Origin of the sequence: Streptomyces durhamensis (genome assembly GCF_000725475.1) — a bacterium.
Taxonomy (GTDB): domain Bacteria; phylum Actinomycetota; class Actinomycetes; order Streptomycetales; family Streptomycetaceae; genus Streptomyces; species Streptomyces filipinensis.
This window is the reverse complement of sequence record NZ_JNXR01000001.1, coordinates 32484-58613: the sequence shown is the minus strand read 5'-3', so window position 1 is coordinate 58613 and position 26130 is coordinate 32484. Positions and strand designations below refer to the sequence as shown.

At 69.9% G+C, this 26130-nt stretch carries 22 protein-coding genes and 2 tRNA genes; 6 read left to right on the top strand and 18 right to left on the bottom strand.

The window, feature by feature from the left end; genetic code table 11:
• Window positions 1-64: 64 nt before the first annotated feature.
• The 5 genes from IO33_RS0100255 to IO33_RS0100235 all read right to left on the bottom strand — a co-directional run bounded on the left by IO33_RS0100255 (window position 65) and on the right by IO33_RS0100235 (window position 6577).
• Window positions 65-1084 carry a rod shape-determining protein gene (locus tag IO33_RS0100255; protein ID WP_031158632.1) on the bottom strand — a complete coding sequence of 340 codons (1020 nt, stop codon included), beginning with the start codon at window positions 1082-1084 and terminating at the stop codon, window positions 65-67.
• Between the two features lie 313 nt (window positions 1085-1397).
• On the bottom strand, window positions 1398-1811 hold the full coding sequence (ndk, locus tag IO33_RS0100250) for a nucleoside-diphosphate kinase (RefSeq protein WP_031158630.1): 414 nt from the start codon (window positions 1809-1811) through the stop codon (window positions 1398-1400).
• 63 nt (window positions 1812-1874) lie between these two features.
• The gene (locus IO33_RS0100245) at window positions 1875-2237 is read right to left on the bottom strand and encodes a DUF4233 domain-containing protein (RefSeq protein ID WP_031158628.1); all 363 of its coding nucleotides are present in this window, start codon (window positions 2235-2237) and stop codon (window positions 1875-1877) included.
• 9 nt (window positions 2238-2246) lie between these two features.
• Complete coding sequence (gene folC, locus IO33_RS0100240) at window positions 2247-3758, bottom strand: bifunctional tetrahydrofolate synthase/dihydrofolate synthase (protein WP_031158626.1); 1512 nt, start codon at window positions 3756-3758, stop codon at window positions 2247-2249.
• A gap of 194 nt (window positions 3759-3952) precedes the next feature.
• Window positions 3953-6577: a valine--tRNA ligase gene (locus IO33_RS0100235; RefSeq protein WP_031158624.1), complete on the bottom strand. Its 2625-nt coding sequence runs from the start codon at window positions 6575-6577 to the stop codon at window positions 3953-3955.
• A gap of 137 nt (window positions 6578-6714) precedes the next feature.
• Here IO33_RS0100235 and IO33_RS0100230 point away from each other — a divergent pair, with 137 nt between their 5' ends.
• The gene (locus tag IO33_RS0100230; protein ID WP_031158623.1) at window positions 6715-7722 is read left to right on the top strand and encodes a collagen-like protein; all 1008 of its coding nucleotides are present in this window, start codon (window positions 6715-6717) and stop codon (window positions 7720-7722) included.
• Between the two features lie 824 nt (window positions 7723-8546).
• Here the strand turns inward: IO33_RS0100230 and clpX are convergent.
• From clpX to IO33_RS0100205, 5 genes are all read right to left on the bottom strand, one after another.
• A complete protein-coding gene (gene clpX / locus IO33_RS0100225; RefSeq protein ID WP_031158622.1) occupies window positions 8547-9833 on the bottom strand; it encodes an ATP-dependent Clp protease ATP-binding subunit ClpX in 1287 nt (428 codons plus the stop codon).
• 168 nt (window positions 9834-10001) lie between these two features.
• Window positions 10002-10667: an ATP-dependent Clp protease proteolytic subunit gene (locus IO33_RS0100220; protein WP_031158621.1), complete on the bottom strand. Its 666-nt coding sequence runs from the start codon at window positions 10665-10667 to the stop codon at window positions 10002-10004.
• A gap of 69 nt (window positions 10668-10736) precedes the next feature.
• A complete protein-coding gene (locus IO33_RS0100215; RefSeq protein ID WP_031158619.1) occupies window positions 10737-11342 on the bottom strand; it encodes an ATP-dependent Clp protease proteolytic subunit in 606 nt (201 codons plus the stop codon).
• 246 nt (window positions 11343-11588) lie between these two features.
• On the bottom strand, window positions 11589-12956 hold the full coding sequence (tig, locus tag IO33_RS0100210) for a trigger factor (RefSeq protein ID WP_031158617.1): 1368 nt from the start codon (window positions 12954-12956) through the stop codon (window positions 11589-11591).
• Window positions 12957-13135: 179 nt separating this feature from the next.
• Window positions 13136-13212, bottom strand: a tRNA-Pro gene (locus IO33_RS0100205).
• 162 nt (window positions 13213-13374) lie between these two features.
• Here IO33_RS0100205 and IO33_RS0100200 point away from each other — a divergent pair.
• Window positions 13375-13448: transfer RNA gene (locus tag IO33_RS0100200), tRNA-Gly, on the top strand.
• Window positions 13449-13549: 101 nt separating this feature from the next.
• On the opposite strand, the gene IO33_RS0100195 is transcribed toward IO33_RS0100200, so the two are convergent.
• The 3 genes from IO33_RS0100195 to IO33_RS0100185 form a co-directional block, all read right to left on the bottom strand.
• The gene (locus IO33_RS0100195; protein ID WP_031158614.1) at window positions 13550-13780 is read right to left on the bottom strand and encodes a hypothetical protein; all 231 of its coding nucleotides are present in this window, start codon (window positions 13778-13780) and stop codon (window positions 13550-13552) included.
• Between the two features lie 75 nt (window positions 13781-13855).
• Entirely contained in the window at window positions 13856-16012 is a 2157-nt protein-coding gene (locus tag IO33_RS0100190) for a protein kinase domain-containing protein (RefSeq protein ID WP_031158612.1), read from the bottom strand.
• Window positions 16013-16075: 63 nt separating this feature from the next.
• Entirely contained in the window at window positions 16076-16270 is a 195-nt protein-coding gene (locus tag IO33_RS0100185) for a hypothetical protein (protein WP_037684666.1), read from the bottom strand.
• 531 nt (window positions 16271-16801) lie between these two features.
• Between IO33_RS0100185 and IO33_RS0100180 the strand changes: the two genes are divergently transcribed.
• Complete coding sequence (locus IO33_RS0100180) at window positions 16802-17890, top strand: acyltransferase family protein (protein ID WP_245235643.1); 1089 nt, start codon at window positions 16802-16804, stop codon at window positions 17888-17890.
• Here the strand turns inward: IO33_RS0100180 and IO33_RS0100175 are convergent.
• Window positions 17887-18342 (bottom strand): HD domain-containing protein, encoded by a 456-nt coding sequence (locus tag IO33_RS0100175; protein ID WP_031158604.1) that lies wholly within the window; start codon window positions 18340-18342, stop codon window positions 17887-17889. The genes IO33_RS0100180 and IO33_RS0100175 overlap by 4 nt on opposite strands.
• An 89-nt stretch (window positions 18343-18431) precedes the next feature.
• Here IO33_RS0100175 and IO33_RS0100170 point away from each other — a divergent pair, with 89 nt between their 5' ends.
• Window positions 18432-19097, top strand: a complete 666-nt coding sequence (locus IO33_RS0100170) for a GNAT family N-acetyltransferase (RefSeq protein ID WP_031158602.1) — start codon at window positions 18432-18434, stop codon at window positions 19095-19097.
• A 31-nt stretch (window positions 19098-19128) separates the two neighbouring features.
• Here the strand turns inward: IO33_RS0100170 and IO33_RS0100165 are convergent, their stop codons facing one another.
• The gene (locus IO33_RS0100165; protein WP_031158600.1) at window positions 19129-20307 is read right to left on the bottom strand and encodes a PP2C family protein-serine/threonine phosphatase; all 1179 of its coding nucleotides are present in this window, start codon (window positions 20305-20307) and stop codon (window positions 19129-19131) included.
• A 187-nt stretch (window positions 20308-20494) separates the two neighbouring features.
• Here IO33_RS0100165 and IO33_RS0100160 point away from each other — a divergent pair, with 187 nt between their 5' ends.
• Window positions 20495-21736: a GNAT family N-acetyltransferase gene (locus IO33_RS0100160; RefSeq protein WP_031158598.1), complete on the top strand. Its 1242-nt coding sequence runs from the start codon at window positions 20495-20497 to the stop codon at window positions 21734-21736.
• Between the two features lie 64 nt (window positions 21737-21800).
• Here the strand turns inward: IO33_RS0100160 and IO33_RS0100155 are convergent, their stop codons facing one another.
• Together IO33_RS0100155 and IO33_RS0100150 are read right to left on the bottom strand one after the other, a co-directional pair.
• Entirely contained in the window at window positions 21801-22610 is an 810-nt protein-coding gene (locus tag IO33_RS0100155) for an Fpg/Nei family DNA glycosylase (RefSeq protein ID WP_031158596.1), read from the bottom strand.
• Window positions 22611-22726: 116 nt separating this feature from the next.
• A complete protein-coding gene (locus IO33_RS0100150) occupies window positions 22727-23212 on the bottom strand; it encodes a ribose-5-phosphate isomerase (protein WP_031158594.1) in 486 nt (161 codons plus the stop codon).
• A 213-nt stretch (window positions 23213-23425) separates the two neighbouring features.
• Here IO33_RS0100150 and IO33_RS0100145 point away from each other — a divergent pair, with 213 nt between their 5' ends.
• Window positions 23426-24850, top strand: a complete 1425-nt coding sequence (locus IO33_RS0100145; protein ID WP_031158592.1) for an amino acid permease — start codon at window positions 23426-23428, stop codon at window positions 24848-24850.
• A 274-nt stretch (window positions 24851-25124) separates the two neighbouring features.
• Here IO33_RS0100145 and IO33_RS0100140 read toward each other — a convergent pair whose 3' ends face one another.
• Window positions 25125-25706 (bottom strand): biotin transporter BioY, encoded by a 582-nt coding sequence (locus tag IO33_RS0100140; RefSeq protein WP_031158590.1) that lies wholly within the window; start codon window positions 25704-25706, stop codon window positions 25125-25127.
• Between the last annotated feature and the right edge of the window lie 424 nt (window positions 25707-26130).

Genomic DNA, 26130 nt, shown 5'->3' with positions numbered 1-26130 from the left:
CCTCTCATCAACGATCCGCCGCACGAGAGGAGAAGGTCTCGCACGGCGGAATCGAAGTGTTATGTCATCTGCGCGGCTGGGCGTCCAGGACCTGCTGCAGCGCCTCGAACTCCTCGACGCACTTGCCGGAACCGAGCGCGACGCTGTCCAGCGGGTCCTCGGCGATGTGGATCGGCATGCCCGTCTCCCGCCGCAGCCGCTCGTCGAGTCCGCGCAGCAGGGCTCCGCCGCCGGTCAGAACGATTCCTCGGTCCATGATGTCGCCGGACAGCTCCGGCGGGCACTTGTCGAGGGTCGTCTTGACCGCGTCCACGATCGCGTTGACGGGCTCCTCGATCGCCTTGCGGACCTCGGCGGCCGAGATCACGACGGTCTTGGGCAGCCCGGAGACCAGGTCCCGGCCGCGGACCTCGGTGTGCTCGTCGGCGTCGAGGTCGTACGCGGAACCGATCGTGATCTTGATCTGCTCGGCCGTGCGCTCGCCCAGCAGAAGGCTGTACTCCTTCTTGATGTACTGGATGATCGCGTTGTCCAGTTCGTCGCCCGCGACCCGGATGGACTGCGCGGTGACGATGCCGCCGAGCGAGATGACCGCGACCTCCGTGGTGCCGCCGCCGATGTCCACCACCATGTTGCCGGTGGCCTCGTGGACCGGCAGACCGGAGCCGATGGCGGCGGCCATGGGCTCCTCGATGATGTGCACCTGACGGGCACCGGCCTGGGAGGACGCCTCGATCACGGCACGGCGCTCGACACCCGTGATGCCGGAGGGCACACAGACGACCACCCGCGGCCTGGCCAGATACCGCCGCTTGTGGATCTTCAGGATGAAGTAGCGGAGCATCCGCTCGGTGATCTCGAAGTCGGCGATCACACCGTCCTTCAGCGGGCGGACCGCCACGATGTTGCCCGGCGTCCGGCCGATCATCTTCTTCGCTTCGGCACCGACCGCGAGGATCCCACCCGTGTTGGTGTTGATCGCGACGACGGACGGCTCGTTGAGAACGATTCCGCGACCCCTGACGTACACCAGCGTGTTGGCGGTCCCGAGGTCGACAGCCATGTCACGGCCGATGAACGACATTGAGTTCCCCATCCGGATTCATCTGGCCTTCCCGAGCTTTTGAGGGCATGTCAGGACGGCGAGGCGGGTGCTGTGACGTGAAGGCTTCCATCGTAAACGCGCCTGCACGGACACTGCGCGAGGGTCTCCGCCATTGTCACCAGATGGCGGGCCGCCCCGCTTGTGGAGACGGTCCAACGGAGGCACGCGTTCCCCCGATCGGCAAGGCATATGCCAAGGGACGGCCGGAAATGTACGGCCGTCCCTGGTCAGGCGCCACCCGGCGAAACTGACGCCCCCTCAGAAAAATTACCGAAAACTCAAACGCCGCGACTCACACCCGGCCCGGGAAGAAGATCTTCACCTCGCGCTCGGCGGACTCCTCGGAGTCGGAGGCGTGGATCAGGTTCTCGCGGACGATCACGCCGTAGTCACCGCGGATCGAGCCGGGTGCGGCGGCGATCGGGTCGGTCGGACCGGCGAGCGCGCGCACCCCCTCGATGACCCGCTCGCCCTCGACGATCAGCGCGACGACCGGACCGGAGGACATGAACTCGACCAGCGGCTCGTAGAACGGCTTGCCCACGTGCTCGCCGTAGTGCTGCTCCAGCGTCGCGCGCTCCAGGGTACGCAGTTCCAGCGCGGTGATCTGCCAGCCGGCCTTGCGCTCGATCCGGCTGATGATCTCGCCGGTCAGGCCGCGACGGACAGCGTCGGGCTTGAGCAGGACGAGGGTGCGCTGGCTCACGGGAGGACTCCTTCTGACGTCTGCGGTGGTGGGACGAGGTTACAGGGCGTGTCGGGGCGTCCGTTACGCAGCGTCAGGTGCAGAGGCACCGGACTCCGCCTGAGCGGCGAATCTGGCCTTCGCCTCGTCCACCTTTCTGCCGAAGTGCACGGACGCCCACCACAGCGCCGCGAACACCGCACCCATGAAGTACATCGTCGGCACGAAGACGCCGGAGGCGATCAGCGCGAGCTGCAGGGCCCAGCCGAGCGCCACCCCGCCGGGGCGGGTCACCATGCCGCACAGCAGCACGCACAGCAGCATGGCGATGCCGCTGACCAGCCACACCGTGGAGACCGACAGACCCGGGTCCTTCATGGCGACCAGCCCGGCGAACCCGATGATGAAGAACTCGCCGATCAGGGTGGATGCACAGAGCGTACGCATCGTGGAATCTCAGCCCTTCCCCAGCAGCAGCCGGGCCTCGCCGACGGTGATGACGGAACCGGTGACCAGTACGCCGCCGCCGGCGAACTCGCCCTCCTCCTCGGCCAGCGTGATCGCGGCCTCCAGGGCGTCCGGCAGCCGCGGCTCGACCTGCACCCGCTCCTCGCCGAACACCTCGACGGCGATCGCGGCCAGCTCGTCCGCGTCCATCGCGCGGTGGCTGGAGTTCTGCGTGACGACGATCTCGGCGAAGATCGGCTCGAAGGCCTCCAGCAGCCCCCGCACGTTCTTGTCGCCGCTCGCGCCGACGACACCGATCAGCCGGCTGAAGTCGAACGCCTCCTGCACGGCCTCGGCGGTGGCCCGGGCGCCCGCCGGGTTGTGCGCGGCGTCCAGCACGATCGTCGGGGAGCGCCGCACGACCTCCAGGCGGCCCGGCGAGGACACGGCCGCGAAGGCCTTGCGGACGGTGTCGATGTCCAGCGGCTCCGCGCGCTGCGCGCCGACGCCGAAGAACGCCTCGACGGCGGCGAGGGCGACGGCCGCGTTGTGCGCCTGGTGGGCGCCGTACAGCGGGAGATACACCTCGGGGTACTCGCCGCCGAGGCCGCGCAGCGTGAGCAGCTGCCCGCCGACGGCGACCTGCCGGGCCACGACCCCGAACTCCAGCCCCTCACGGGCGACCGTGGCGTCCACCTCGACGGCCTTCTTCAGCAGTACCTGCGCCGCGTCCACCGGCTGCTGCGCCAGGATGACGGTCGCGTCCTGCTTGATGATCCCGCTCTTCTCGCCGGCGATCTCCCCGGTCGTCTCGCCCAGGCGGTCGGTGTGGTCCAGATCGATGGGGGTGATCACGGCGACGTCACCGTCGATGACGTTCGTGGCGTCCCAGGAGCCGCCCATGCCGACCTCGACGACGGCCACGTCGACGGGGGCGTCCGCGAAGGCGGCGTAGGCCATGCCGGTGAGGACCTCGAAGAAGGACAGCCGGTACTCCTGCTGACCGTCGACCATCTCGACGTACGGCTTGATGTCCTGGTACGTCTCGATGAACCGCTCGGCGGAGATCGGGGCGCCGTCCAGGCTGACGCGCTCGGTGATCGACTGCACGTGCGGGCTGGTGTAGCGGCCGGTGCGCAGCTCGAAGGAGCCGAGCAGGGCCTCGATCATGCGGGCGGTGGAGGTCTTGCCGTTGGTGCCCGTGATGTGGATCGAGGGGTACGACCGCTGGGGCTCGCCGAGCACGTCCATCAGCGCGGCGATCCTGCTGACCGAGGGCTCCAGCTTGGTCTCGCCCCAGCGGGTGGCCAGCTCCGCCTCGACCTCGCGCAGGGCCTTGTCGACCTCCGGGTCCTCGGGCCGCGCGGGGACGTCGGCGTACGGCTGCCCGCCCTGGGTGCGCAGGGTGCGGCTGCCGGCCTCGATCACGGCGAGGTCGGGGTCGCGGGTGGTCTCGGCCTCGATGATGTCGTCGAAGCTGTCGAGGGGGTCGGGCTGGTCGGTGCCGTTCGGGTCGCTCACGGGGCCCAGTCTACGGAGCGGGAGTGACAATGGGCCGGTTCGGGGGTGGTTGCTCTCTGTTGCCGGGTGCGGGTCCGTTGTGGCTGGTCGCGCCCACGCGGCGGAGCCGCACACCGGTACTGCCCCGCGCCCCTTGGGCGGGCGAGGACCCCGGCGCCTCGGATGCGCCGGGGCCCTCGGCCACGCGGAACGAACTAGGCCGGCGGCAGCTTCTCCAGCTGGGCCGTGATGCGGGCGATGTCCTCGTCGGCCTTGGAAAGACGCGTGCGGATCTTGTCCACCACGTTGTCCGGGGCCTTGGCGAGGAACGCCTCGTTGCCGAGCTTGGCCGTGGCCTGGGCCTTCTCCTTCTCGGCGGCGGCCAGGTCCTTCGCGAGGCGCTTGCGCTCGGCCGCCACGTCGATCGTGCCGGACAGGTCGAGCGCGACCTCGGCGCCGGCGACCGGCAGGGTGGCCGTGACCGTGAAGGAGTCGCCCTCCGGCTGGAGGCGCAGCAGCTGGCGGATGGCGGCCTCGTGGGGGGCCAGGGCCGTACCGCCCAGGGAGAGGCGGGCCGGGACGCGCTGGCCCGGCTGCAGGCCCTGGTCGGCGCGGAAGCGGCGGACCTCGGTGATGACCGACTGGAGGGTCTCGATCTCCTGCTCGGCCGCCTGGTCGCGGAAGCCGCTGTCCTTGGGCCACTCGGCGACGACGACCGACTCGCCGCCCGTCAGGGTCGTCCACAGGGTCTCCGTGACGAACGGGACGACCGGGTGCAGCAGCCTGAGGGTGACGTCCAGGACCTCGCCCAGGACCCGCTTGCTGACCTCGGCCGGCTCGCCGCCCGCCTGGAAGACGGTCTTGGAGAGCTCGACGTACCAGTCGAAGACCTCGTCCCACGCGAAGTGGAAGAGGGCGTCCGACAGCTTGGCGAACTGGAAGTCGTCGTAGTAGGCGTCGACTTCGGCGACGACCGAGTTCAGCCGGGAGAGGATCCAGCGGTCCGTCGCCGACATCTTCGACGGCTCCGGCAGCTCGCCCTCCACCGTCGCGCCGTTCATCAGCGCGAAGCGGGTGGCGTTCCAGATCTTGTTGGCGAAGTTGCGGGAGCCCTGGACCCAGTCCTCGCCGATCGGGACGTCGACACCGGGGTTCGCGCCACGGGCCAGGGTGAACCTGAGCGCGTCGCTGCCGTACTTGTCCATCCAGTCCAGCGGGTTGACCGCGTTGCCGAAGGACTTCGACATCTTCTTGCCGAACTGGTCGCGGACCATGCCGTGCAGGGCGATGGTGTGGAACGGCGGGGTTCCGTCCATCGCGTACAGGCCGAACATCATCATCCGGGCGACCCAGAAGAAGAGGATGTCGTAGCCGGTGACCAGAACGGAGTTCGGGTAGAACTTCGCGAGCGACTCGGTCTGTTCGGGCCAGCCGAGGGTGGAGAACGGCCACAGGCCGGAGGAGAACCACGTGTCGAGGACGTCCGTGTCCTGGTGCCAGCCCTCTCCGCTCGGCGGCTCCTCGTCCGGCCCGACGCAGACGACTTCGCCCTGCGGTCCGTACCAGACGGGAATCCGGTGCCCCCACCACAACTGCCGCGAGATGCACCAGTCGTGGAGGTTGTCGACCCAGTCGAAGTACCGCTTCTCCATCTCCTGCGGATGGATCTTGACCTTGCCCTCGCGGACGGCGTCACCGGCGGCCTTGGCCAGCGGGCCGACCTTGACCCACCACTGCATGGACAGGCGCGGCTCGATGGTGGTCTTGCAGCGCGAGCAGTGGCCGACGGAGTGGACGTACGGCCGCTTCTCGGCGACGATCCGGCCCTCGGCGCGCAGCGCGGCGACGATGGCGGAGCGGGCCTCCAGCCGGTCCAGGCCCTGGAAGGGGCCGTGGGCCGTGATGACAGCGTGCTCGTCCATGATCGTGATGGACGGCAGGTCGTGCCGCTGGCCGATCTCGAAGTCGTTCGGGTCGTGGGCCGGGGTGACCTTGACGGCGCCGGTGCCGAACTCGGGGTCGACGTGGGTGTCCGCGACGACCGGGATGGAACGGTCGGTCAGCGGGAGCCTGATGAGCTTGCCGATGAGGTGCTGGTAGCGCTCGTCGTCGGGGTGGACGGCGACGGCGGTGTCGCCGAGCATCGTCTCGGCGCGGGTGGTGGCGACGACGATGGTGTCGTCCCCCTCGCCGTACTTCATGGAGACGAGCTCGCCGTCGTCGTCCTGGTACTCGACCTCGATGTCCGAGATCGCCGTCAGACAGCGCGGGCACCAGTTGATGATGCGCTCGGCGCGGTAGATCAGCTCGTCGTCGTAGAGGCGCTTGAAGATGGTCTGGACGGCCTGGGACAGGCCCTCGTCCATGGTGAACCGCTCACGCGACCAGGCGACGCCGTCACCGAGGCGCCGCATCTGCCCGGAGATCTGCCCCCCGGACTCGCCCTTCCACTGCCAGACGCGCTCGACGAAGTCCTCGCGGCCGAGGTCGTGCCGGGACTTTCCTTCCTTGCCCAGCTCGCGCTCGACGACGTTCTGCGTGGCGATACCGGCGTGGTCCATGCCGGGCTGCCACAGCGTCTCGTAGCCCTGCATGCGCTTGCGGCGGGTCAGGGCGTCGATGAGGGTGTGCTCGAAGGCGTGCCCGAGGTGGAGCGAGCCCGTGACGTTCGGCGGCGGGATGACGATCGTGTACGGCGGCTTGTCGCTCTTGGCGTCCGCCTCGAAGTAACCGCGCTCTACCCAGCGCTCGTACAGCGGCCCCTCTACGTCGGCCGGCGCGTACTGGGTCGGCAGTTCGGAGTCGGGCGCGGGTGGCTGCTGCTGAGCGTTCTCGGTCACGGGGGTCAGTTTAGAGGTGTCACGGGGTGGTCCCGAAACGCGTTTGTTCTGTAACGGTGCGGCCCCCGGTGCCGTGCGGTTCCCGGGCCTGGTCCAGGATGTCAGGAACACATAAGCGTCCTAGGGGGAACCCAGAAATGAGCAACAACCAGCCGGGCCCGTACGGCCAGCCGCCCCAGCAGCCGGGTCCGTACGGCCAGCCGGGGCAGCCTGGACCGTACGGCCAGCCGGGGCCCTACGGCCAGCCGGCCCAGCCGGGCCAGCCGGGCCCGTACGGCCAGCCGCCGCAGGCTCCGCAGCCCGGCTACGGCTACCCCCAGCAGGCCCCGCCGGCTCCCCCGCAGCCGGGTTACGGCTACCCGCAGCAGGGTGTGCCGCCGCAGCCGAACCCGTACGGCCAGCAGCCCCCTTACGGCCAGCAGCAGCCGTACGGCATGCCGCAGCCGCCGCAGGCGGGCGGGGGCAAGAAGAAGACGGGCCTGATCATCGGTGGAGTCGCCGTGGTGGCGGCCCTCGCGGTGGGGGCCTACTTCGCGTTCAGCGGAAGCTCCACGAACATCGCGGACGACGGGCCGCACAAGCTGACGACGCCTGAGGCGGTCATCAGCGGCACGTACACGAAGCAGGGGGACTCCGATTCCACGGATCCCAGCGACGCCAACAAATCGGACTACGAGAAGTGGGGGGTGAAGAACCCCACCGAGGTGAGCGCCAAGTACCAGAGTGGCAAGGGCCTGACCATGAAGGGTCTCGGCTTCAGCGGAGTGTACGGGACCGTCGACGACCCGGAGGCCGTCGTCGACGCCTTGTTCGCCAAGGCCAAGACGGAGTCCGAGAAGGACCAGAGCGGTTCCGACACCAAGGGCAAGCTGATCGGCAGCCCCGAGGCCGTCCACCCGGCAGGCTTCTCCAACGGCGTCATGAAGTGCCAGATGGCTCAGATCGACACCAGCGGCTCGTCCTCCACGGAGTCCGGAGTGCCGAAGACCATGCAGTTGCCGATCTGCGTCTGGGGCGACCACAGCACGGTGGCCGTCGTCACGTCGTTCAGCGTCGCCTCCATCGCCTCCGGCCAGGGCGGCTCTATCGACGACGCCGCGGAACTCACGGCCAAGCTGCGCAACGACGTCCGCGTCAAGGCTTGACGACGCCTACAGCTCGACGATGAAAGGGCCCAGGTCGAGCGACCGGGGCCCTTTCTCGCATCTTGGGTACGCCGCCGTAGACATCACCAGGAAGTCGCCAGGAGCGCTCATCCCACGATGATCTCGCACTGGCGAAGATCTCAGCCATTTTGGCGCCTCCCGCGGCAAGCGCTCGCCATTCCTTCCGGCAGGCAGCCCACCATGGCGCTCGGGGCGACAGAGCCGGCTAGTCGGGGCTCCAATGCGCTGCCTCACCCATCAGCACGCCTCAGGCAACCGCAACATTCACGCCGACCGCCACACCAGTCCACTCGCACACATGATCGATGCCGTGATTGGCTTGTACGCGTCACCCCTTCCCTGTGAACGCGAGGATCATGATGAGAATTGGCCAGGCACTTGCAGCGGCGGGCATCACGGCGGCCGCCGTACTCACCCCGGTCGCTACCGCCACACCGGCGGCAGCGTACGACTACGCCAGCCCCTGCTGGAACTACGTCGGAAACCACGGCTACCGCGTGGGCCCCAAGGTAGAGGCTGCCTGTGAGTACGAGGCGCTGCGCCTACCGGTGTGGACCCCCAACCCGAACTGCATGCGGGGACTTACCCAGATCGGAGTCGCCCTGGATGTCGCTCAGGAAGCCTGCAGGCGCGCTCACCTCTGAGGGTGACTGACGGCACATACACTGCCGCCGCTTCTCAGGAGGTGGCGGCCTTGCCACATCAGACGGCGACGGCCCGGGACCTTGGCGCGCTCCGTCGAGGACGAGCAGCAGACAGGCGCCCGACAGAGATACGTCGGGCGCCCTGTTTTGCAGAGCTTCTTATGCCGACTTCTGCTCGCCAGACCCCCGCCCCCGCGCATCCCGAGGGATCAGCGTCGGGTTGACGTTGGAGAGGACCACGTCGGCCGTGATGACCACGCGGGCCACGTCCTTGCGGGACGGGACCTCGTACATCACGCCCTGGAGGACTTCCTCCATGATGGCGCGCAGGCCCCGGGCGCCGGTCTGGCGGAGGATGGCCTGGTCGGCGATGGCCTCCAGCGCCTCGCGCTCGAAGTCCAGCTCCACGCCGTCGAGTTCGAACAGGCGCTGGTACTGCTTGACCAGGGCGTTGCGGGGCTCGACCAGGATCTTGAGGAGTGCCTCGCGGTCGAGGTTGTGGACCGAGGTGATCACCGGGAGGCGGCCGATGAACTCGGGGATCATGCCGAACTTGACCAGGTCCTCCGGCATGACGTCCTCGAAGACGTCCTTGGCGTCCAGCTCGCGCTTGGAGAGGATCGTGGCGCCGAAGCCGATGCCCTTCGCCCCGGCGCGCGCCTCGATGATCTTCTCCAGGCCGGCGAAGGCACCGCCCACGATGAACAGGACGTTCGTCGTGTCGATCTGGATGAACTCCTGGTGGGGGTGCTTGCGGCCGCCCTGGGGCGGGACCGAGGCCGTGGTGCCTTCCAGGATCTTGAGGAGGGCCTGCTGGACGCCCTCGCCCGACACGTCACGGGTGATCGACGGGTTCTCGCTCTTGCGCGCGACCTTGTCGATCTCGTCGATGTAGATGATCCCGGTCTCGGCCTTCTTGACGTCGTAGTCCGCCGCCTGGATCAGCTTCAGGAGGATGTTCTCGACGTCCTCGCCCACGTAGCCCGCCTCCGTGAGCGCCGTCGCGTCGGCGATCGCGAAGGGCACGTTCAGCATGCGTGCCAGGGTCTGCGCGAGGAGCGTCTTGCCGGAGCCCGTGGGCCCCAGCAGCAGGATATTGGACTTCGCCAGCTCGATGGCGTCGTCACGGCCGCCGGCGCCGCCGTTCTCGCCCGCCTGGACCCGCTTGTAGTGGTTGTACACCGCGACGGAGAGGGCCTTCTTGGCCGCCTCCTGGCCGACTACATAGCCTTCGAGGAACTCGTAGATCTCGCGGGGCTTGGGCAGCTCCTCCCAGCGCACCTCGCTGGTCTCCGCGAGCTCTTCCTCGATGATCTCGTTACAGAGATCGATGCACTCGTCGCAGATGTACACACCGGGCCCTGCGATGAGCTTCTTGACCTGCTTCTGGCTCTTGCCGCAGAACGAGCACTTGAGCAGATCGCCGCCGTCACCGATGCGTGCCACGGTGTGCTTCCCCTTCGCCTGGGAGACGCCTGGACGCGAGATCCAGCGGCTCCTGGTGCTGCCTTATGTCCGACGGTACCTTGCCGGGCCCGGTGTTCGGGCCCCCCTTGGCAGGGTTCACTGTGACGTGCACGGTGCCAAGAGGGGCGGAATGCGAGGCGTTCCGCCTCAGCGGACCGAGCTGTTGTTCAGCTTGCGGGTGGAGATGATCTGGTCGACGAGGCCGTACTCCAGCGCCTCCTCGGCCGTGAGGATCTTGTCGCGCTCGATGTCCTCGCGGATCTTCTCGATGGGCTGGTTCGAATGCTTGGCCAGCATGTTCTCCAGCTGGTCACGCATCCGGGTGAACTCCTTGGCGATGATCTCCAGATCGGAGAGCTGGCCGCGGCCGGTGGAACCCGCCGGCTGGTGGATCAGCACGCGGGAGTTCGGCAGGGCCATGCGCTTGCCGGGCGTACCAGCGGCCAGCAGGATCGCCGCGGCGGAGGCCGCCTGGCCCATGCACACCGTCTGGATGTCGGGCTTCACGAACTGCATGGTGTCGTAGATCGCCGTGAGGGCGGTCATGTCGCCACCGGGGCTGTTGATGTAGATCGAGATGTCCCGGTCCGGGTCCATCGACTCCAGGCACAGCAGCTGCGCCATGACGTCGTTGGCGGAGGCGTCGTCGATCTGGACGCCCAGGAAGATCACGCGCTCCTCGAAGAGCTTCGCGTACGGGTCGTACTCGCGGATGCCCTGGGAGGTGCGCTCGACGAAGCGCGGGATGACGTAGCGGCTGTCGGGGCGGGGCCCTTCGTACATGCCGCTGGCGGCGCCGGGGAAGTTGCTCATGGGGTGTTCACCGTCCTGGTGGCGTTCTGGGGGCTTCGGTCTCGGCGGTGCGTGGCGTGGCCTGGCCGGTCAGGCACCGGTGCCGCCGCCTCCCGGAACACCCGAGGCGTGCGTGATGATCTCGTCAATGAGACCGTACTCCTTGGCCTCTTCCGGGGTGAACCAGCGGTCGCGGTCGCCGTCGCGGATGATCGCCTCGACGGTCTGGCCGGAGTGCTGCGCGGTCAGCTCGGACATGCGCCTCTTGGTGCGCAGCAGGTACTCGGCCTGGATCTTGATGTCCGAGACCGTGCCGCCGAGGCCCGCGGAACCCTGGTGCATCATGATGTCGGCGTGGGGCAGCGCGAAGCGCTTGCCGGCGGCGCCACCGGTCAGCAGGAACTGGCCCATCGAGGCGGCCATGCCCATGGCGATGGTGACCACGTCGTTCGGGATGTACTGCATGGTGTCGTAGATCGCCATGCCGGCCGTCACCGAGCCGCCCGGGCTGTTGATGTAGAGGTAGATGTCCTTGTCCGGATCGGCGGCAAGGAGCAGCAGCTGTGCGGTGATCTTGTTGGCGATGTCGTCGTCAACCTGCTGCCCGAGGAAGATGATCCGCTCGTTGAGCAGCCGGTTGTAGACCTGGTCGCCGAGGCCACCACCGATGGAAGGCTCGCCGGCGGCTGAGGGCATCAGATTCGTCACGTATCCACCTGCTCGTCTTACGACGGCGCCGGGCCGTCTCATTGTTCTGCCTTTCATGGACCCTAACGCGGCGGTCCCTTCGGGGAATCCCGGAGAGGTGAGTGTTCGCCGGGGGCGTAGCGCTCCGCTGAGGTCTCGGTGCGGTCCGTGGGCGGCGTGCCGCGGGGACGACACAGGCCCCCGGGAACGCTCCCAGGGGCCTGCGTACGCGCTTCGGAGGCGCTGGGGGCCGGATCAGCCCTCGGCGTTCTCCTCGGAGGTCTCCGACGCCTCGGCGGCCTCGGTCTCCTCCTCGTCGTCCAGGTCGACGATCTCGCCGTTGGTGTCCTTCACCGTGGCGGCCTCGACCACGACGGCCAGGGCCTTGCCGCGGGCGACCTCGCCGACCAGCAGCGGCACCTGGCCGCCCTCGACGACGGCCTGGGCGAACTGGTCGGGGGACATGCCGGAGGAGGCCGCACGCCGCATGAGGTGCTCGGTGAGCTCCTCCTGGTTGACGTTGAGGTTCTCCTTCTTGACCAGCTCGTCGAGGACGAACTGGGTCTTGATGCCCTTGACCGCGGCGTCGCGGGTCTCGGTGTCGAACTCCTCGGCGGTCTTGCCCTGGATCTCCAGGTACTTGTCGAGGGTGAGGCCCATCTGGCCGAGCTGGTGGTGCTCCAGGTTGTGCTTGCGGGTGTTGATCTCGTCCTCGAGGAGCTTCTCGGGGACCGGGACCTCGACCAGCTCCAGGAGCTTCTCCAGGACACGCTCCTGCGCCTGGGTGGCCTGGTCGAACTGCTTCATGTTCGCGAGGCGCTTGCGGCTGTCGGCCTTGAGCTCGTCCAGGGTGTCGAACTCGGAGGCGAGCTGCGCGAACTCGTCGTCCAGCGCGGGCAGTTCACGGGCGGCGACCTGGGAGACCTTGACGGTCACCTCGGCCTCCTTGCCCGCGGCGGAGCCGCCCTTCAGCTCGGAGGTGAAGGTGGCCTCGCCACCGGCCTCCAGGCCCTTCACGGCGTCGTCGATGCCGTCGAGCAGCTCACCGGAGCCGATGGTGTAGGAGACGCCGTTGGCGATGCCGTCCTCCAGCACCTCGCCGTCGACCTTGGCCTCCAGGTCGATGGTGACGACGTCGCCGTCCTGGGCGGCGCGCTCGACCGGGGAGGTGGAGGCGAAGCGCTCGCGCAGCTGCTCGACCGACTTCTCGATGTCCTCGTCGGTCACCTCGACGGCGTCGACCTCGACCTCGATGCCGGAGTAGTCCGGGATCTCCAGGGCCGGGCGGACGTCGACCTCGGCGGTGAAGTTCAGCGTCTCGCCGTCCTTCAGCTCGGTGATGTCGACCTCGGGCTGGCCGAGCGGGTTCAGCTCCGCCTCGTTGACCGCTTCGGTGTAGAACTTGGGCAGCGCGTCGTTGACGGCCTCTTCCAGGACCGCACCGCGGCCGAACCGCTGGTCGATGACACGGGCCGGGATCTTGCCCTTACGGAAGCCCTTCACCGTGACCTGCTGGTTGATCTTCTTGTACGCCGCGTCGAGGCTGTCCTTGAGCTCCTCGAAGGGCACCTCGACAGTGAGCCGAACCCGGGTCGGGTTCAGGGTCTCCACGGCGCTCTTCACGGTTCGGTCTCCTTGTGGCTGACTTCTTGGTTTCTGCCGGAGCCAGACTGGTCCGGCGGATTTCGCCGCCCGGAGGAGTTCGTAGGCCGAGTGGGCCGGGACACACGGGCGCGCAGCTTGCATAGTAACCGCAGCCGGTCAGCGCCCCAAAAGGCGATCATCGCGACGTCGCGAGCCGTTGGTCGGGGTGGCGGGATTTGAACCCACGGCCTTCCGCTCCCAAAGCGGACGCGCTACCAAGCTGCGCCACACCCCGTCTGGTGCGACACGTAGGGTACATGCCCCGGGGGATCACGTCGGCCGTATTCCGGCGAGGGCGGCGCGCGGGACGGCCCGGCGGTCGACTCGTTGGCCTCGACGGCGGGCGACCCGCTACGATGCCTCCAGTGCCGCGGTCACCGACCTGCGGCGCACTGTCGCGGGCGTAGCTCAATGGTAGAGCCCTAGTCTTCCAAACTAGCTACGCGGGTTCGATTCCCGTCGCCCGCTCCATACGGCTCAGGGCCCGGGCCGGAGGATCAGTCCTCCGGCCTGGCCCTGAGTGTCACAGGCCCCGGGCGCGCTCCGCTCCGCCGGGCGCCGCTTCCCGCGACCTAGATCGCCGGGTGATCGAGCACGTTGCCGTGCGAGCAGCTGTTGGCGTGGATGGGCACGTAGTTGCTCAGAATGGGCAGCGCCGACACCTCCGCCCCTTCCAGCCCGCAGACGGATGCCGGCGCGAAGGTCCAGGTGGTGATAGGGGTCGCCTTGTTGTCCGCGTGGGCGGGAGCTGCCCCGGCGATGGCGGCTACGGCCAGCGCGGCGGTCATGATGATCTTTCGCATGCTCGCTCCAACGATCATCCCGATCAGCGGACACGGCTCGCCCTGGGCATGTCCCCCGCGTGCCCCGTGGTGTGTTCAGAGGGTCTTCACGTCCACGCTGTAGAGCGAGCGCCGGCCGTAGAGGACGTAGAGGGCGTCGCCGGACAGGACGGGGGCTCCGGGGATGTCGGAGGAGCCGTCGATGGCGCTGTCGTCACGGCCGGGGAGTGTGCCGGTCACCCGGCCGGTGCGCACGTCCAGGGCGGCCAGGCGGCCGTTGGGCGAGGCCAGGTAGAGCCGGGTGGCGGAGGCGGCGGGCGGGCCGGGCTGCTCCACGGTGGAGTTGCTCTGCCACAGCTCGCGTCCGGTGGCCGGGTCGACGGCCCGGACACTGCCGCTGGTCAGGGTGAGGTACAGGGTCCCGCGCAGCAGCCAGGCGGCCGAGGCGGGGCGCGGCGGGGACAGCCGTACCGTCGTCAGGATCCGTGAGGAGAGGTCGATCAGGGTCAGGCCGCTCAGCTTCTGTGTGGCCGGGTCGGCGCCGAGCACCAGGTGCCGGCGGGCCTCGCCCAGCAGGGAGAGGCCGCCCTTGGCCGTCCGTGTCCAGCGCGCTCTGCCGGTGGCGGGGTCGAGCTGGGCGATCGTGGTGCGGTCCGGGTCGCCGTGGGCGTCGGGGGCGTGGCAGACCAGGTAGACCTGTCCCGCGGCGCCGGACAGCCGGCAGTCCCCGTCGTCCGTGACGCCGTAGGGCATCCGGTGGTGCCAGCGGACGGTGCCATGGGCGGCGTCGAGGAGGGCGTAGGAGTCGGAGGCCTTGCCGTAGGTGGTGAAGACGCCGGCCGGGGTGGCGACGGCACCGCCGGTGTCCGGGCCCATGCTGTCCGTGTTGTCGGCGACGACGGTCTTCCAGACGGCCCTGCCGGTGACCGTGTCGAGGGACTGCACGGTGTAGCGGGTGCGGATCTGCGGCTCCTGCGCCGACCCGACGGCGTGTTCCTCGCTGCCGATGACGTACGCGCCGCCGGGACGGGTGCCGATGACCGTGCCCCCGCCCGGGCTCAGGGACACGGGCGTGGCGTCCACGGGCAGGGTCCAGGAGTTGCGGCCGTCGGCCAGCGCGAACCGGGCGGCCATGATGCTGTCGCCGGCGCACACCAGCGAGGTCCCTGAGGTGACGCACCCGCTGAACGGTCCGTTGGGGGCCGCGGTGTTCCGGCTGCCGCCCGCGGGTGTCCCGGCCTGCCGGTGCCAGGCGTGCCAGCCGGCCGGCAGGGCGTGCGGGGTGCCGCCGCCGTCGCGGGCGAGGAAGGCGATTGCGGTGGCGGCCACGGTGGCCAGTGCGGCGGCGGCCGCGACGAGCGCCGTCCGGCGGCGCCGACGCCGTGGGCGTGCGGGGTCCGGCCCCGGTTCCCGTGTCGCGGGCCGCTCCGGCCGCTCGGGCAGCCGTCCGTCGCGGAGCAGGTGCAGGAGTTCGTCGGGGGTCGGGCGGCCCTTGGGGTGCTTCTCCAGGCAGAGCCGGACGAAGGGGAGCAGATCGGCGGGGACGCCGGCGAGGTCGGGCTCGCGCTCCACGACTCTCGTCGCCGTCTCCCAGGGGCTGACGCTGTCGAAGGGACCGTGCCGGGTGGCGGCGTATGCGACGACCGCGCCGAGGGAGAAGACGTCGGTGGCGGGGCCGACCTCGTGCGGGGAGGTGAACTGCTCGGGGGACATGAAGGGCGGGGTGCCCATCACCGGCCCCGTCTGGGTGAGGGCGTCGGCGGTGGTGGACTCGGCGGCGCGGGAGACGCCGAAGTCGATGACGCGCGGGCCGTCCTCGGCGAGCATGACGTTGGCCGGTTTCAGGTCGCGGTGGACGACTCCGGCGCGGTGGATGTCGCGCAGTGCCTCGGCGAGCCCGGTGGCGAGTTCGCGCAGCCGGCCGGGCGGGAGCGGGCCGTGGCGGCGGACGTGGGTGCCGAGGTCCTCGCCAGGGATGTAGAGCGTGGCCATCCAGGGGCGCGGGGCGTCGGCGTCCGCGTCCACCACGGGGGCCGTGAAGGCGCCGCTGACCTGGCGCGCGGCGGCCACCTCGCGGCTGAAGCGGGTGCGGAACTCGTCGTCGTCGGCGTACTGGCCGTGGACGACCTTGACCGCGAGCCGCCGGCCGGAGGCGGACCGGGCGAGATACACGACGCCCATGCCGCCGCTACCCAGGCGGTCCTCGATCCGGTAGCCGCCGATCTCCGCGGGGTCCGTGTCGCGCAGCGCCATACCCGTGGATCCCCCCGTTGCTTCAGTTGTTCAGCACGTTCCGCTCCGGTCGCCCCGCGCCGGTCAGAACTTGATGGAGCTGATGGAGTCCGCTATCGAGTTCAGGAAGCGGTCGATGGACGGGGCCATGCCGGTGGAGGCGAGGAAGAAGCCGAAGAGGATCGCGACGATCGCGGGTCCGGCCTTGATGTTCCCCCCTCGTATCAGCACTACAAGGATGATCGCCAACAGCAGCACCACAGACAGTGAAATGGCCACAACTGATCACACCCTCGGTCGGTCCGCTCTCCCGGCCCGGGGGCACGGCCCGCGCGCCCCCGCCAGAACCATCGTGCCACCAACCCGGCCCTGCCATGCGGCCCGTGACGCAACGTCGGACGGCCGACCGGCGCGGGGGATGCGCCGCACAGCAATTCGACAGGCGTCCGCGCCTGACTTCCCGGCGAATTACGCGACTTCGTTTCCACCTCCACACATCCTGTGCGCAGGTAATTCGAATTGATGACACAGAGACGCCGTATGCACCATTTAGTCGGGATGAATCGGGACATCGAGGGTGAACTGACGACCCTGTGTGCGCATCATCACGTAGACGAAGATGCCAAGTTCTGTAAATCAGCGGGTACTCGGAGGCGATAACCAGGAATGACTGCGGGGGTTTTACGAAATCCCACGGACGACGCTAGGGTGCCTGAGATGTTTGACGCCGCCTCGTCCCCCGGCCAGAACCGCAGGCCACTCCCCCCGGCACAGTCGCCGGTGGACGGAGTGCCCGGTCCGCGTACCCCGATGAGTGCGCAGAAGGGACAGGCGAAGGCGGACAGACCCGGCAAACAACGCGACGCGTTCTTCGACAACGCCAAGTACCTGGCGATCGTGCTCGTCGCGATGGGGCACTCGTGGGAGCCGCTGAAGGGTGACAGCCGGATCCTGGAGGGTGTGTACACCGTCGTGTACTGCTTCCACATGCCGGCGTTCATCATCGTCTCCGGGTTCTTCTCGCGCGGTTTCGACATGCGCCCGGACCGGCTGAAGCGGCTGATCACCGGCGTGGTGGTGCCCTACGTCCTGTTCGAGACCGCGTACCCGCTGTTCAAGAACCTGATCACGGGTTCGCACGAGGAGATCAGCCTCCTCGATCCCTGGTACCTGACCTGGTTCCTGGTCGCGCTGTTCGTCTGGCGGCTGACGACACCGATCTGGAAGCTGGTGCGCTCGCCGTTCGCGGTCGCCCTGGGCATCGCCATGCTCGCGTCGGTCACCCCGAACATCGGTGACGACCTCGATCTGCAGCGCGTCCTGCAGTTCCTGCCGTATTTCGTGCTCGGCCTGTGCATGAAGCCCGAGCACTTCCGGCTGGTGCGCCGCCGCTCGGTGCGGATCGCCGCGGTGCCGGTGTTCGCCGCCGCGCTGGCCGTCGGCTGGTGGGCGGTGCCGCGCATGAACACCGCCTGGTTCTACCACCGTGACTCCGCGCAGGAGCTGGGCGCGCCCTGGTGGTGCGGCCCGGTGATGACGCTGGCGATGATGGGCTGCTCGCTGGTACTGACGGCCTGCTTCTTCTCCTGGGTGCCGGGCCGCAGGATGTGGTTCACGGCGCTCGGCGCGGGCACCCTGTACGGCTATCTGCTGCACGGCTTCCTGGTGAAGTTCGCCGACTACCGCGGCCTGTTCGACCACGCCTGGCTGCACCACCCGCTCGGCGAGATCCTGGTGACCGTCCTCGCGGGCGCCGCCGTCACCCTGCTGTGCACCAGGCCCGTGCAGCGCGTCTTCCGCTTCGCGATGGAGCCGAGGATGGAGTGGGCGTTCCGGCAGGACGCGACCGAACTCGCCCGCGAGCGGCAGCAGCGGGAGCGCGAGCGGGTCAGCGCCTAGGACCCCGGCCCGGCCAGACCGAGAAGTGCGCGCATCCGCGCGTACTTCTCGGTCAGTCGTTTCCGGGTCGGCTCGTCCAGGACCGCGAGCCGCTCCGGGTCGGCGTTGTGCGCCAGGTCGGCCTCCTTCACCAGCCGTGCGCCCTCCGTGGCGAGGATCCGCCGCGCGTACTCCTCCGGCTGCTCCCTGGGCCGCTTGGTGAGGGCGTCCACGATGGCCTTGGTCCGCGCGGTCAGCGCCGCCCGTTCCAGCCACTGGCGGGACAGCGCGTCATCCTCGACGGAGTCGTGCAGCCAGGCGGCCGCGATCTGTTCCGGGTCCCCGCCGCGGGCGCGCACGCCCGCGGCGACGGCGGCGAGATGCTCGGCGTACGGCCGGCCCGCCTTGTCCTTCTGACCTTCGTGCACGGCCCGGGCGAGGGCCTCCACTTCGGTGAGCGTGAGCTGCGTCATCGCGCCAGTGTCTCGCGAAGCCGGCTGCGCCATGCCATCCTGTAATAGATGCTCTTCGAGAGCACCTATTACATACTCATGGGGGGATCATGCCTTTCGGGAGTACCGCGGAAGCCGTGCGCGCCTGGGTCGAGGGCTGGGCCGTGTCGCGCGGGGCGGCCGAACCGACGTGCGAGCCCTGGGGTTTCACGGTCCAGGTCGGCCTGCCCAAGGAGGTGGCCCGGCATGTGCTGACCGCCGCCGACGAGGCGACCGTCCGGAAGCTGGCCGAGAGCAGTCCCGCCGGGGTCGCGCTGAAGGCGTTCGTCGCGGCGGGGACCCTCGCGGCGTGGCTGCCGCCGGGCTGGAGGCTGCTGGACGGTCACGCCGTCCTCATGGCCGCCGCCCTGGCCGAGGCCGAGGCGGCGCCCGGCCTGCCCGACGGCTACCTGCTGAGCAGCTGGAGCCGGGGCGGGGTCACCCGGGTCGCGGTACGGGCCGCCGACGGGGCCTTCGCCGCGCGCGGGCAGATGGCCGTCACCGGTGCGACCGCCGCCGTCGACCAGGTGGAGACCGCCCCGGCCCATCGGCGTCGGGGGCTGGGGCGCGTGGTGCTGGGCACGCTCGCCGAGGCCGGCACCCGCCAGGGGGCGAGGGCGGCCGTACTGGGCGCGACCGAGGAGGGCCGGGCCCTGTACGAGGCCCTGGGCTGGCGGGTCCAGGCCCCGCTGAGCGCGGCCATGCGCACCGCGGAGACGGGGCCGGGGGCGGCGTAGGCCGGCGTCCGGAGCCGGGTGGGGGCGGCGGTCAGGAGGGCGGTCGGGGCGGGGAGGACTGGCGGCAGATCAGCAGCAGGGCCCGGTCGTCGTTGACGTCCTTGGCGACCGCCTCGATGAGGTGCCAGGCGGCGCCGTGGAAGCCGCCGGCGACATAGCGGTCGGCCTCGCCGGTGAGGCGGTCGATGCCCTCGACGATGTCGCGGTCGGAGGTCTCCACCAGGCCGTCCGTGAAGAGCATCAGGACGTCGCCGGGGCGCAGGGAGCCCTTCATGGGATCGAACTGGGCCCCGTCGTACACGCCGAGCAGCGGGCCCTCGGCGGCCTTCTCCTCCCAGCGTCCGCTGCCCGCGCTCAGCTGCAGACCCGGGGGATGGCCGGCGGAGTACAGCTCGTAGTCACCGGAGTCGAGGTCCAGGACGAGATGGATGGAGGTGGCGAAGCCCTCGTCCCAGTCCTGGCGCAGGAGGTAGCCGTTCGCGGCGGGCAGGAAGGCGTGCGGCGGCAGCGAGCCGAGCAGGCCGCCGAAGGCGCCGGACAGCAGCAGGGCGCGCGACCCCGCGTCCATGCCCTTGCCGGACACGTCCGTGAGCACGACCTCCAGCGTGCGGCCGCCGTTGGTGCGGGCCGCGACGACGAAGTCGCCGGAGAAGGACTGGCCGCCGGCCGGCCTGAGCGCCATCTCGTGATGCCAGCCCTGCGGCAGCTTCGGCAGCTTGCTCTGCACCCGGATCCGCTCGCGCAGGTCGAACAGCATGGTGCCGCCGCGTCGCCAGGGCACACCGACCCGGCTGCGGAACTGGGCCGTGAGCAGACCGAAGAAACCGCACGCCGCCACGACCAGGACGACGCCCGGGGTGACCCGGGAGGGCCCCTCGGTGTACGGGCCGAGCCGTACCGACTCCACGATCAGCGCGCTGGCCCCCGCCGCGTACAGGCCGAGCAGGCTCGCCGGGCGCAGCAGCAGGCCGCCCGCGATGATCGGCAGCACCAGCGTGGCCGGGGAGCACCACACCGAGTCGACCAGGGTCATGGCCATGAGGAGGGGGATGGCGAGCAGCAGGCCGACGAACGCGATCCAGTCGGAGCCGTCGCCGCGGAAGTAGTCCACGGCGCTTCTGCGCAGGCCGACGCGGGCCCGGTGCCACTGCATCTTCCACCGGGCCGTGAACCTCTCGGCCTTCGCGCGCCGCTGTCGTCCTGCTGCCATCAGTTCGGGACCCTATCCATCGGACCGGCTGCTTGGCACGGGAGGTCCCACTTGTCCCCCGTGCGAGGCCCCACTTCGTGATGCGTCTCGTGGTGCGTCCTCACAGTGAACGGCACGCGGGGCCATCGCGCCGCCGACCGGGAGAAATTCACTGGCTCGTCCTGCAATGCCCTGATAGGCATGGCTCATGGGGACTGACGGCGGGACCGAGTTGAGGATGCTGCGCCCGGAGGAGTTCGACCGGTGGTGGGACCACCTGGTCCGTGCGTTCGGGGGCGGACCGGCCTCGTCCGAGGAGCGCGAACTGGACAGATCCGTCACCGAGTTCGATCGTTCCCTGGCCGTCTGGGACGCGGACGCGATCGTCGGTACGTCCGGGGCCTTCAGCTTCCGGATGACCGTGCCGGGCGGGGCGGTGGTGCCCACCGCCGGTGTGACCATGGTCAGCGTGGCCGCGACGCACCGGCGGCGCGGGATCCTGACGGCGATGATGCGGCGGCTGCTGGCCGACGCGCACGCCAAGGGCGAGCCGCTGGCGGCGCTGTTCGCCTCCGAGCCCGCGATCTACGGCCGCTTCGGGTTCGGTACGGCGAGCTTCCAGATCGGCGCCGACATCGACACCGGCCGGGTCGCGCTGGCGCTGCCCGCGGGCACCGACGAGGTGCGCGTGCGCTACGCACCGCCCGCCGACGTCCTGAAGGAGTGCGAGGCGGTGTACGCGGCCCTGGTGCCCCGCCGCCCCGGCATGCTGGCCCGGCAGCCCGGCTGGGAGCAGGCCGGCCTGCTCGACCCGGAGAGCGAGCGGAACGGGGCGTCGGCCCTGCAGTGCGTGGTAGCCGAACGGGACGGGCAGGTCACCGGGTACGCCCGGTTCCGCACCAAGATGGAATGGGGGCCGAGCGGACACGACGGTTCGGTGACCCTGGAGGACCTCGCCGCGCTCGATCCGGCGGCGGAGGCCGCGCTGTGGCGTTTCCTGTTCGGCATCGACCTGATGACGACGCTGACGGTACGGGGACGGCCGGTCGACGACGCCTGGCAGCACCTGGTCTCCGACATACGCCGCTGCCGGCTGCGGCTGCGGGACGCCGGGCACGTGCGCCTGGTGGACGTGGGTACGGCCCTGTCGGCGCGTACATATCCGGCGCCCGTGGACGTGGTGCTGGACGTGGAGGACGCCTTCTGCCCCTGGAACACGGGCCGCTGGCGGCTGACGGGCGATGCCGAGGGCGCGTCCTGCGAGCGGACGAGCGACGCACCCGGTCTCGCCCTCACGGTGCGGGACCTGGGCGCGGCCTACCTCGGCGGTGTGACCCTGCTGTCACTGGCGGGGGCCGGCCGGGTGCGGGAACTGCGGCCGGGCACGCTGGCACAGGCATCGGTGGCGTTCACCTCAGCGGTGACCCCCTGGCTGCCCCACGGCTTCTGACACCCGGCCGCCCCGGCGCCACGGCGGTCCCGCAGCCCCGTGTCCCGGTGTCCCGGTGTCCCGTTCACGGCTTCTGGCAGGTGGGGCACCAGAAGAGGTTGCGGGCGGCGAGGGCGGCGGTGCGGATCTCGTCGCCGCAGATGTGGCAGGGCTGGGGCGCGCGGCGGTAGACGTAGACCTCGCCGCCGTGGTCGTCCACGCGGGGCGGGCGGCCCATGGCCTCCGGGGTGTGCTCGGGGCGGACGGTGTCGATCCGGTTGTTCCTGACCCCCTCCCGCATCAGCGCGCCGAGATCGGCCCAGAGGGCGTCCCACGTGCGCGGGGTGATCTCCCTGCCGGTCCGGTAGGGGTCGACGCCGTGCCGGAAGAGCACCTCGGCGCGGTAGACGTTGCCGACGCCGGCGACGATCTTCTGGTCCATGAGCAGCGCGGCGATCGTCGTACGGCTGCGGGAGATCCTGCGGTACGCCGCGGCGGACTCGGCGTCCTCGCGGAGCGGGTCGGGGCCGAGGCGGGCGTGTATCGCGCGCTTCTCCTCTTCCGTGATCAGCGCGCAGGTGGTGGGGCCGCGGAGGTCGACGTAGGCGGTGTCGTTGGCGAGCCGCAGCCGGACGGTATCGGTCGGCGGGGGCGCGGGGGCGTCACCGAAGCCGACCTTGCCGAACAGGCCGAGGTGGATGTGGACCCAGTCGGCGTCCCGGAAGCGGAGGAAGAGGTGCTTGCCGTGGGCTTCGGTGCCGGTGAGGACGGCGCCGTCCAGCAGGTCGGCGGCGTCGGAGAACTTGCCCTGCGGGCTGCTGACGCGGGCGGGCCTTCCCGAGAACCGCTCGGCGTAGTCCTGGGCCAGCCGGTGGATGGTGTGGCCTTCTGGCAAGGCTGAGCTTTCCTTTCCGATCCGTCCGACCAGGACCGCGGAAGTGCCGCCGCGGCCCACCGGATCGAAACCGGTGGGCCGGACGGAGGGAGGGGAGGCGGGGCCCCCGAGGGGTCCTACTGCTGCGGGTGGTGGGGCGGGATCGGGGGCAGATCGCCCGTCGTCTCGTAGCCGGCCAGCATGTCGATCCGGCGGATGTGCCGCTCGTCACCGGAGAAGGGGGTGTTCAGGAACACCTCGACGAACTTCGTCGCCTCCTCCGTGCTGTGCATGCGCGCCCCCACGGCCACCACGTTGGCGTTGTTGTGCTGCCGCCCGAGCGCCGCCGTCTCCTCGCTCCAGGCCAGCGCCGCGCGCACGCCCTTCACCTTGTTCGCGGCGATCTGCTCACCGTTGCCGGAGCCGCCGATCACGATGCCGAGGGCGTCGGGGTCCGCGGCCGTACGCTCCGCGGCGCGCAGGCAGAAGGGCGGGTAGTCGTCCTGGGCGTCGTAGATGTGCGGCCCGCAGTCGACGGGCTCGTGCCCCGCCGCCTTCAGCCAGTCGACGAGGTGGTTCTTGAGTTCGTAGCCCGCATGGTCGGAGCCGAGATACACGCGCATGCAATGAGTGTGACACGCCTGTATCAGGGCAGCAGCCTCGGGTGGCGGCGCCCCTGGGAGTCCCAAAAATGTGAGCCTGGCCATAGAACCTCAAGGGAACCTCAAGTAACGATACGGATTCAGAGGTTCCCGAATTCGTTCGCCTCGGATTCACTGGACCGACTCGTACACCGCTCATACGAGCTGCCCCCCTGGCGCAAAGGAAATCCGTCCATGACCCCTGGTTCGGGCCTCCAAGCAGGACTCAAGAACCGCCATCTGTCGATGATCGCGATCGGTGGTGTGATCGGTGCCGGCCTCTTCGTCGGTTCCAGCTCCGGCATCGCCACCGCGGGACCCGGCATCCTCCTGTCGTACGCCCTCGTCGGCACCCTCGTCGTCCTCGTGATGCGCATGCTCGGCGAGATGTCCGCGGCCAACCCCGCCTCCGGCTCCTTCTCCGAGCACGCCGACCGTGCCCTCGGCCGCTGGGCCGGGTTCTCCATCGGCTGGCTCTACTGGTTCTTCTGGGTCGTCGTGCTGGCCGTCGAGGCCACCGCCGGCGCCGGGATCCTCGCGGGCTGGGTGCCCGCCGTGCCGCAATGGGCCTGGGCGCTCATCGTGATGACCGTGCTCACCGCGACCAACCTCGTCTCCGTCGGCTCCTACGGCGAGTTCGAGTTCTGGTTCGCCGGCATCAAGGTCGTGGCGATCGGCGCGTTCATCGTCGTCGGCCTGCTGGCCGTGTTCGGCGTCCTGCCGGGCGCGCACGCCGACAAGGCGTCCTTCGGCAACCTCACCGACCACGGCGGCTTCCTGCCGCACGGCCCCGGCACCATCCTCACCGGTGTGCTGCTGGTCGTCTTCTCCTTCATGGGCAGCGAGATCGCGACCCTGGCGGCCGGCGAGTCGGAGGACCCGCAGCGCGCGGTCACCAAGTCCACCAACAGCATCATCTGGCGGATCGGCGTCTTCTACCTGGGTTCGATCCTGGTCGTCGTCTCGCTGCTGCCGTGGAACGACCCGTCCATCAAGAAGGACGGCTCCTACGTGGCCGCCCTGAACTCCCTGGGCATCGCGCACGCCGGCGAGATCATGAACGTCATCGTGCTGACCTCGGTGCTGTCCTGCCTCAACTCCGGCCTGTACACCGCCTCCCGGATGGCGTTCTCGCTGGGCCAGCGCGGTGACGCCCCGAAGGCGTTCGCCCGCACCACCTCCCGCGGTGTGCCGTTGACGGCCATCCTGGCGTCGGTCGTCTTCGGATTCGTGGCGGTGTTCTTCAACTACGCCTACCCGAAGACCGTCTTCCTCTTCCTGGTCAACTCCTCCGGCGCGGTCGCCCTGTTCGTGTGGCTGGTCATCTGCTTCTCGCAGCTGCGGATGCGGAAGATCATCCAGCGGGAGGCGCCGGAGAAGCTCGTCGTGAAGATGTGGCTGTACCCGTACCTGACCTGGGTGACGGCCGCCTTCATCGTCTTCGTCCTCGGCTACATGCTGACCGACACCGAGGGTGAGAGCAGCGGCCGTACGACCGTGCTGCTGTCGGTGGGCGTGGCGGCGATCGTGGTGCTGGTCGCCCTGGTGAAGCAGAAGCTCGGGGCGAACCGCCCGGCCCCCGCGGTCGAGGCCCCGGCCGACAAGGTGTCCGTCGGCTGATCCGCCCCTCCGGCTGAACATGGCCGCATGACCTGACGGCTCCCGTCGGGTCATGCGGCCATGTTGCGTGCCGTGACCTCCGTGGACGAGCACCTGGACCCGGCCTTCCTCCGCCCGCACGGGCCGGCGCCGCCGAACGGCTCCGCGCCGGGCGTCGGCGCGGTGTCGTACACCCTGGGGGACGCGCCCTGTACGACCCCGGAACGCGCAAGAGGCTCGCCCGGGTCGAGGAGACGTACGACCTGGGCGAGCCTCTTCTGCGCGATGACGGCGTCTAGCGCTTGTTCGCGAACTTCCAGGCGGTGGGCAGCGCGCCCATCGCCAGGGCGGCCTTGAGGGCGTCGCCGATCAGGAACGGGGTGAGGCCGAGGGCGACGGCCTGGGAGAGGGAGAGGTGGGCCGCGACGGCCAGGTAGGGCACGCCGACGGCGTAGATGATCGCCTCGCCGAGGATCATCGTGCCCGCCATCCGCAGCGGCGAGCGGTCGGCGCCGCGCCGGGCCAGGGCGCCGACGGCCGCCGAGGCCAGGAGCATGCCGAGGATGTAGCCGAAGGAGACCGAGGCCGCGCCGGAGGTGCCGTGCGCGAACCACGGCACGCCCGCGACACCGGCGAGCGCGTACAGGGCGAGCGAGAGGACGCCGCGGCGGGCGCCGAGCGCGGTGCCGACGAGCAGCGCGGCGAAGGTCTGGCCGGTCACCGGCACCGGGGAGTGGGGCACCGGGACGGCCACCTGGGCCGCGAGGCCGGTGAGCGCGGCGCCGCCGATGACGAGGGCCGCGTCGCGGACGCGGGACGCGGGCAGCAGGTCGGCGAGGACTGCGCCGGGGCGGGCGGTGGCGGTGGCGGTGCTCATGGGGACTCCGCGGGTGACGGGGACATGCTGGGACAACGGTGACGCTATCCCAGCCGCCTCCGGCCGATCACCGTCAGCGATCGACAAAGGGGAGATCGGGGGCTTGGTGGGCTCCGGACAAAGACTGTGGGATACACCGACCTTGGGGTGACCCTGGTCACTGAGGCGGGGACGGGTGGCTCACTCGGCGGAGCACCGAGCGGACTGTGGGATCTCACCAAATGAATCCTGGTCGTCTGGCCGGATTCACCCTTCCTGGCCTACCCTTCCAGCCATGGTGGCCCAGTCCCGGTACTTCACGTCGCGTCGCTATGTCGACCTGCGACGCCAGGGCACGGCCACCTGTCGCCGCCCGGGGTAGGGCGGGCCGGTGCGGCACGCCTCGCCTTTCCGAGACGTGTCGGCCCCGTTCCTGAGGACGGTC

What these genes read in the sequence shown, in the direction of transcription:
- IO33_RS0100230 (WP_031158623.1), top strand. Translation starts at nt 6,715, where the DNA reads ATGAGCAACAACCAGCCGGGCCCGTACGGCCAGCCGCCCCAGCAGCCG.
- IO33_RS0100160 (WP_031158598.1), top strand. Translation starts at nt 20,495, where the DNA reads ATGGGGACTGACGGCGGGACCGAGTTGAGGATGCTGCGCCCGGAGGAG.
- IO33_RS0100190 (WP_031158612.1), bottom strand. Translation starts at nt 16,012, where the DNA reads ATGGCGCTGCGCGACACGGACCCCGCGGAGATCGGCGGCTACCGGATC.
- IO33_RS0100215 (WP_031158619.1), bottom strand. Translation starts at nt 11,342, where the DNA reads ATGCCCTCAGCCGCCGGCGAGCCTTCCATCGGTGGTGGCCTCGGCGAC.
- IO33_RS0100175 (WP_031158604.1), bottom strand. Translation starts at nt 18,342, where the DNA reads ATGACGCAGCTCACGCTCACCGAAGTGGAGGCCCTCGCCCGGGCCGTG.
- IO33_RS0100150 (WP_031158594.1), bottom strand. Translation starts at nt 23,212, where the DNA reads ATGCGCGTGTATCTCGGCTCCGACCATGCGGGCTACGAACTCAAGAAC.
- IO33_RS0100255 (WP_031158632.1), bottom strand. Translation starts at nt 1,084, where the DNA reads ATGTCGTTCATCGGCCGTGACATGGCTGTCGACCTCGGGACCGCCAAC.
- IO33_RS0100245 (WP_031158628.1), bottom strand. Translation starts at nt 2,237, where the DNA reads ATGCGTACGCTCTGTGCATCCACCCTGATCGGCGAGTTCTTCATCATC.
- IO33_RS0100165 (WP_031158600.1), bottom strand. Translation starts at nt 20,307, where the DNA reads ATGGCAGCAGGACGACAGCGGCGCGCGAAGGCCGAGAGGTTCACGGCC.
- IO33_RS0100170 (WP_031158602.1), top strand. Translation starts at nt 18,432, where the DNA reads ATGCCTTTCGGGAGTACCGCGGAAGCCGTGCGCGCCTGGGTCGAGGGC.
- IO33_RS0100220 (WP_031158621.1), bottom strand. Translation starts at nt 10,667, where the DNA reads ATGAGCAACTTCCCCGGCGCCGCCAGCGGCATGTACGAAGGGCCCCGC.
- IO33_RS0100180 (WP_245235643.1), top strand. Translation starts at nt 16,802, where the DNA reads ATGAGTGCGCAGAAGGGACAGGCGAAGGCGGACAGACCCGGCAAACAA.
- IO33_RS0100195 (WP_031158614.1), bottom strand. Translation starts at nt 13,780, where the DNA reads ATGCGAAAGATCATCATGACCGCCGCGCTGGCCGTAGCCGCCATCGCC.
- IO33_RS0100145 (WP_031158592.1), top strand. Translation starts at nt 23,426, where the DNA reads ATGACCCCTGGTTCGGGCCTCCAAGCAGGACTCAAGAACCGCCATCTG.
- IO33_RS0100140 (WP_031158590.1), bottom strand. Translation starts at nt 25,706, where the DNA reads ATGAGCACCGCCACCGCCACCGCCCGCCCCGGCGCAGTCCTCGCCGAC.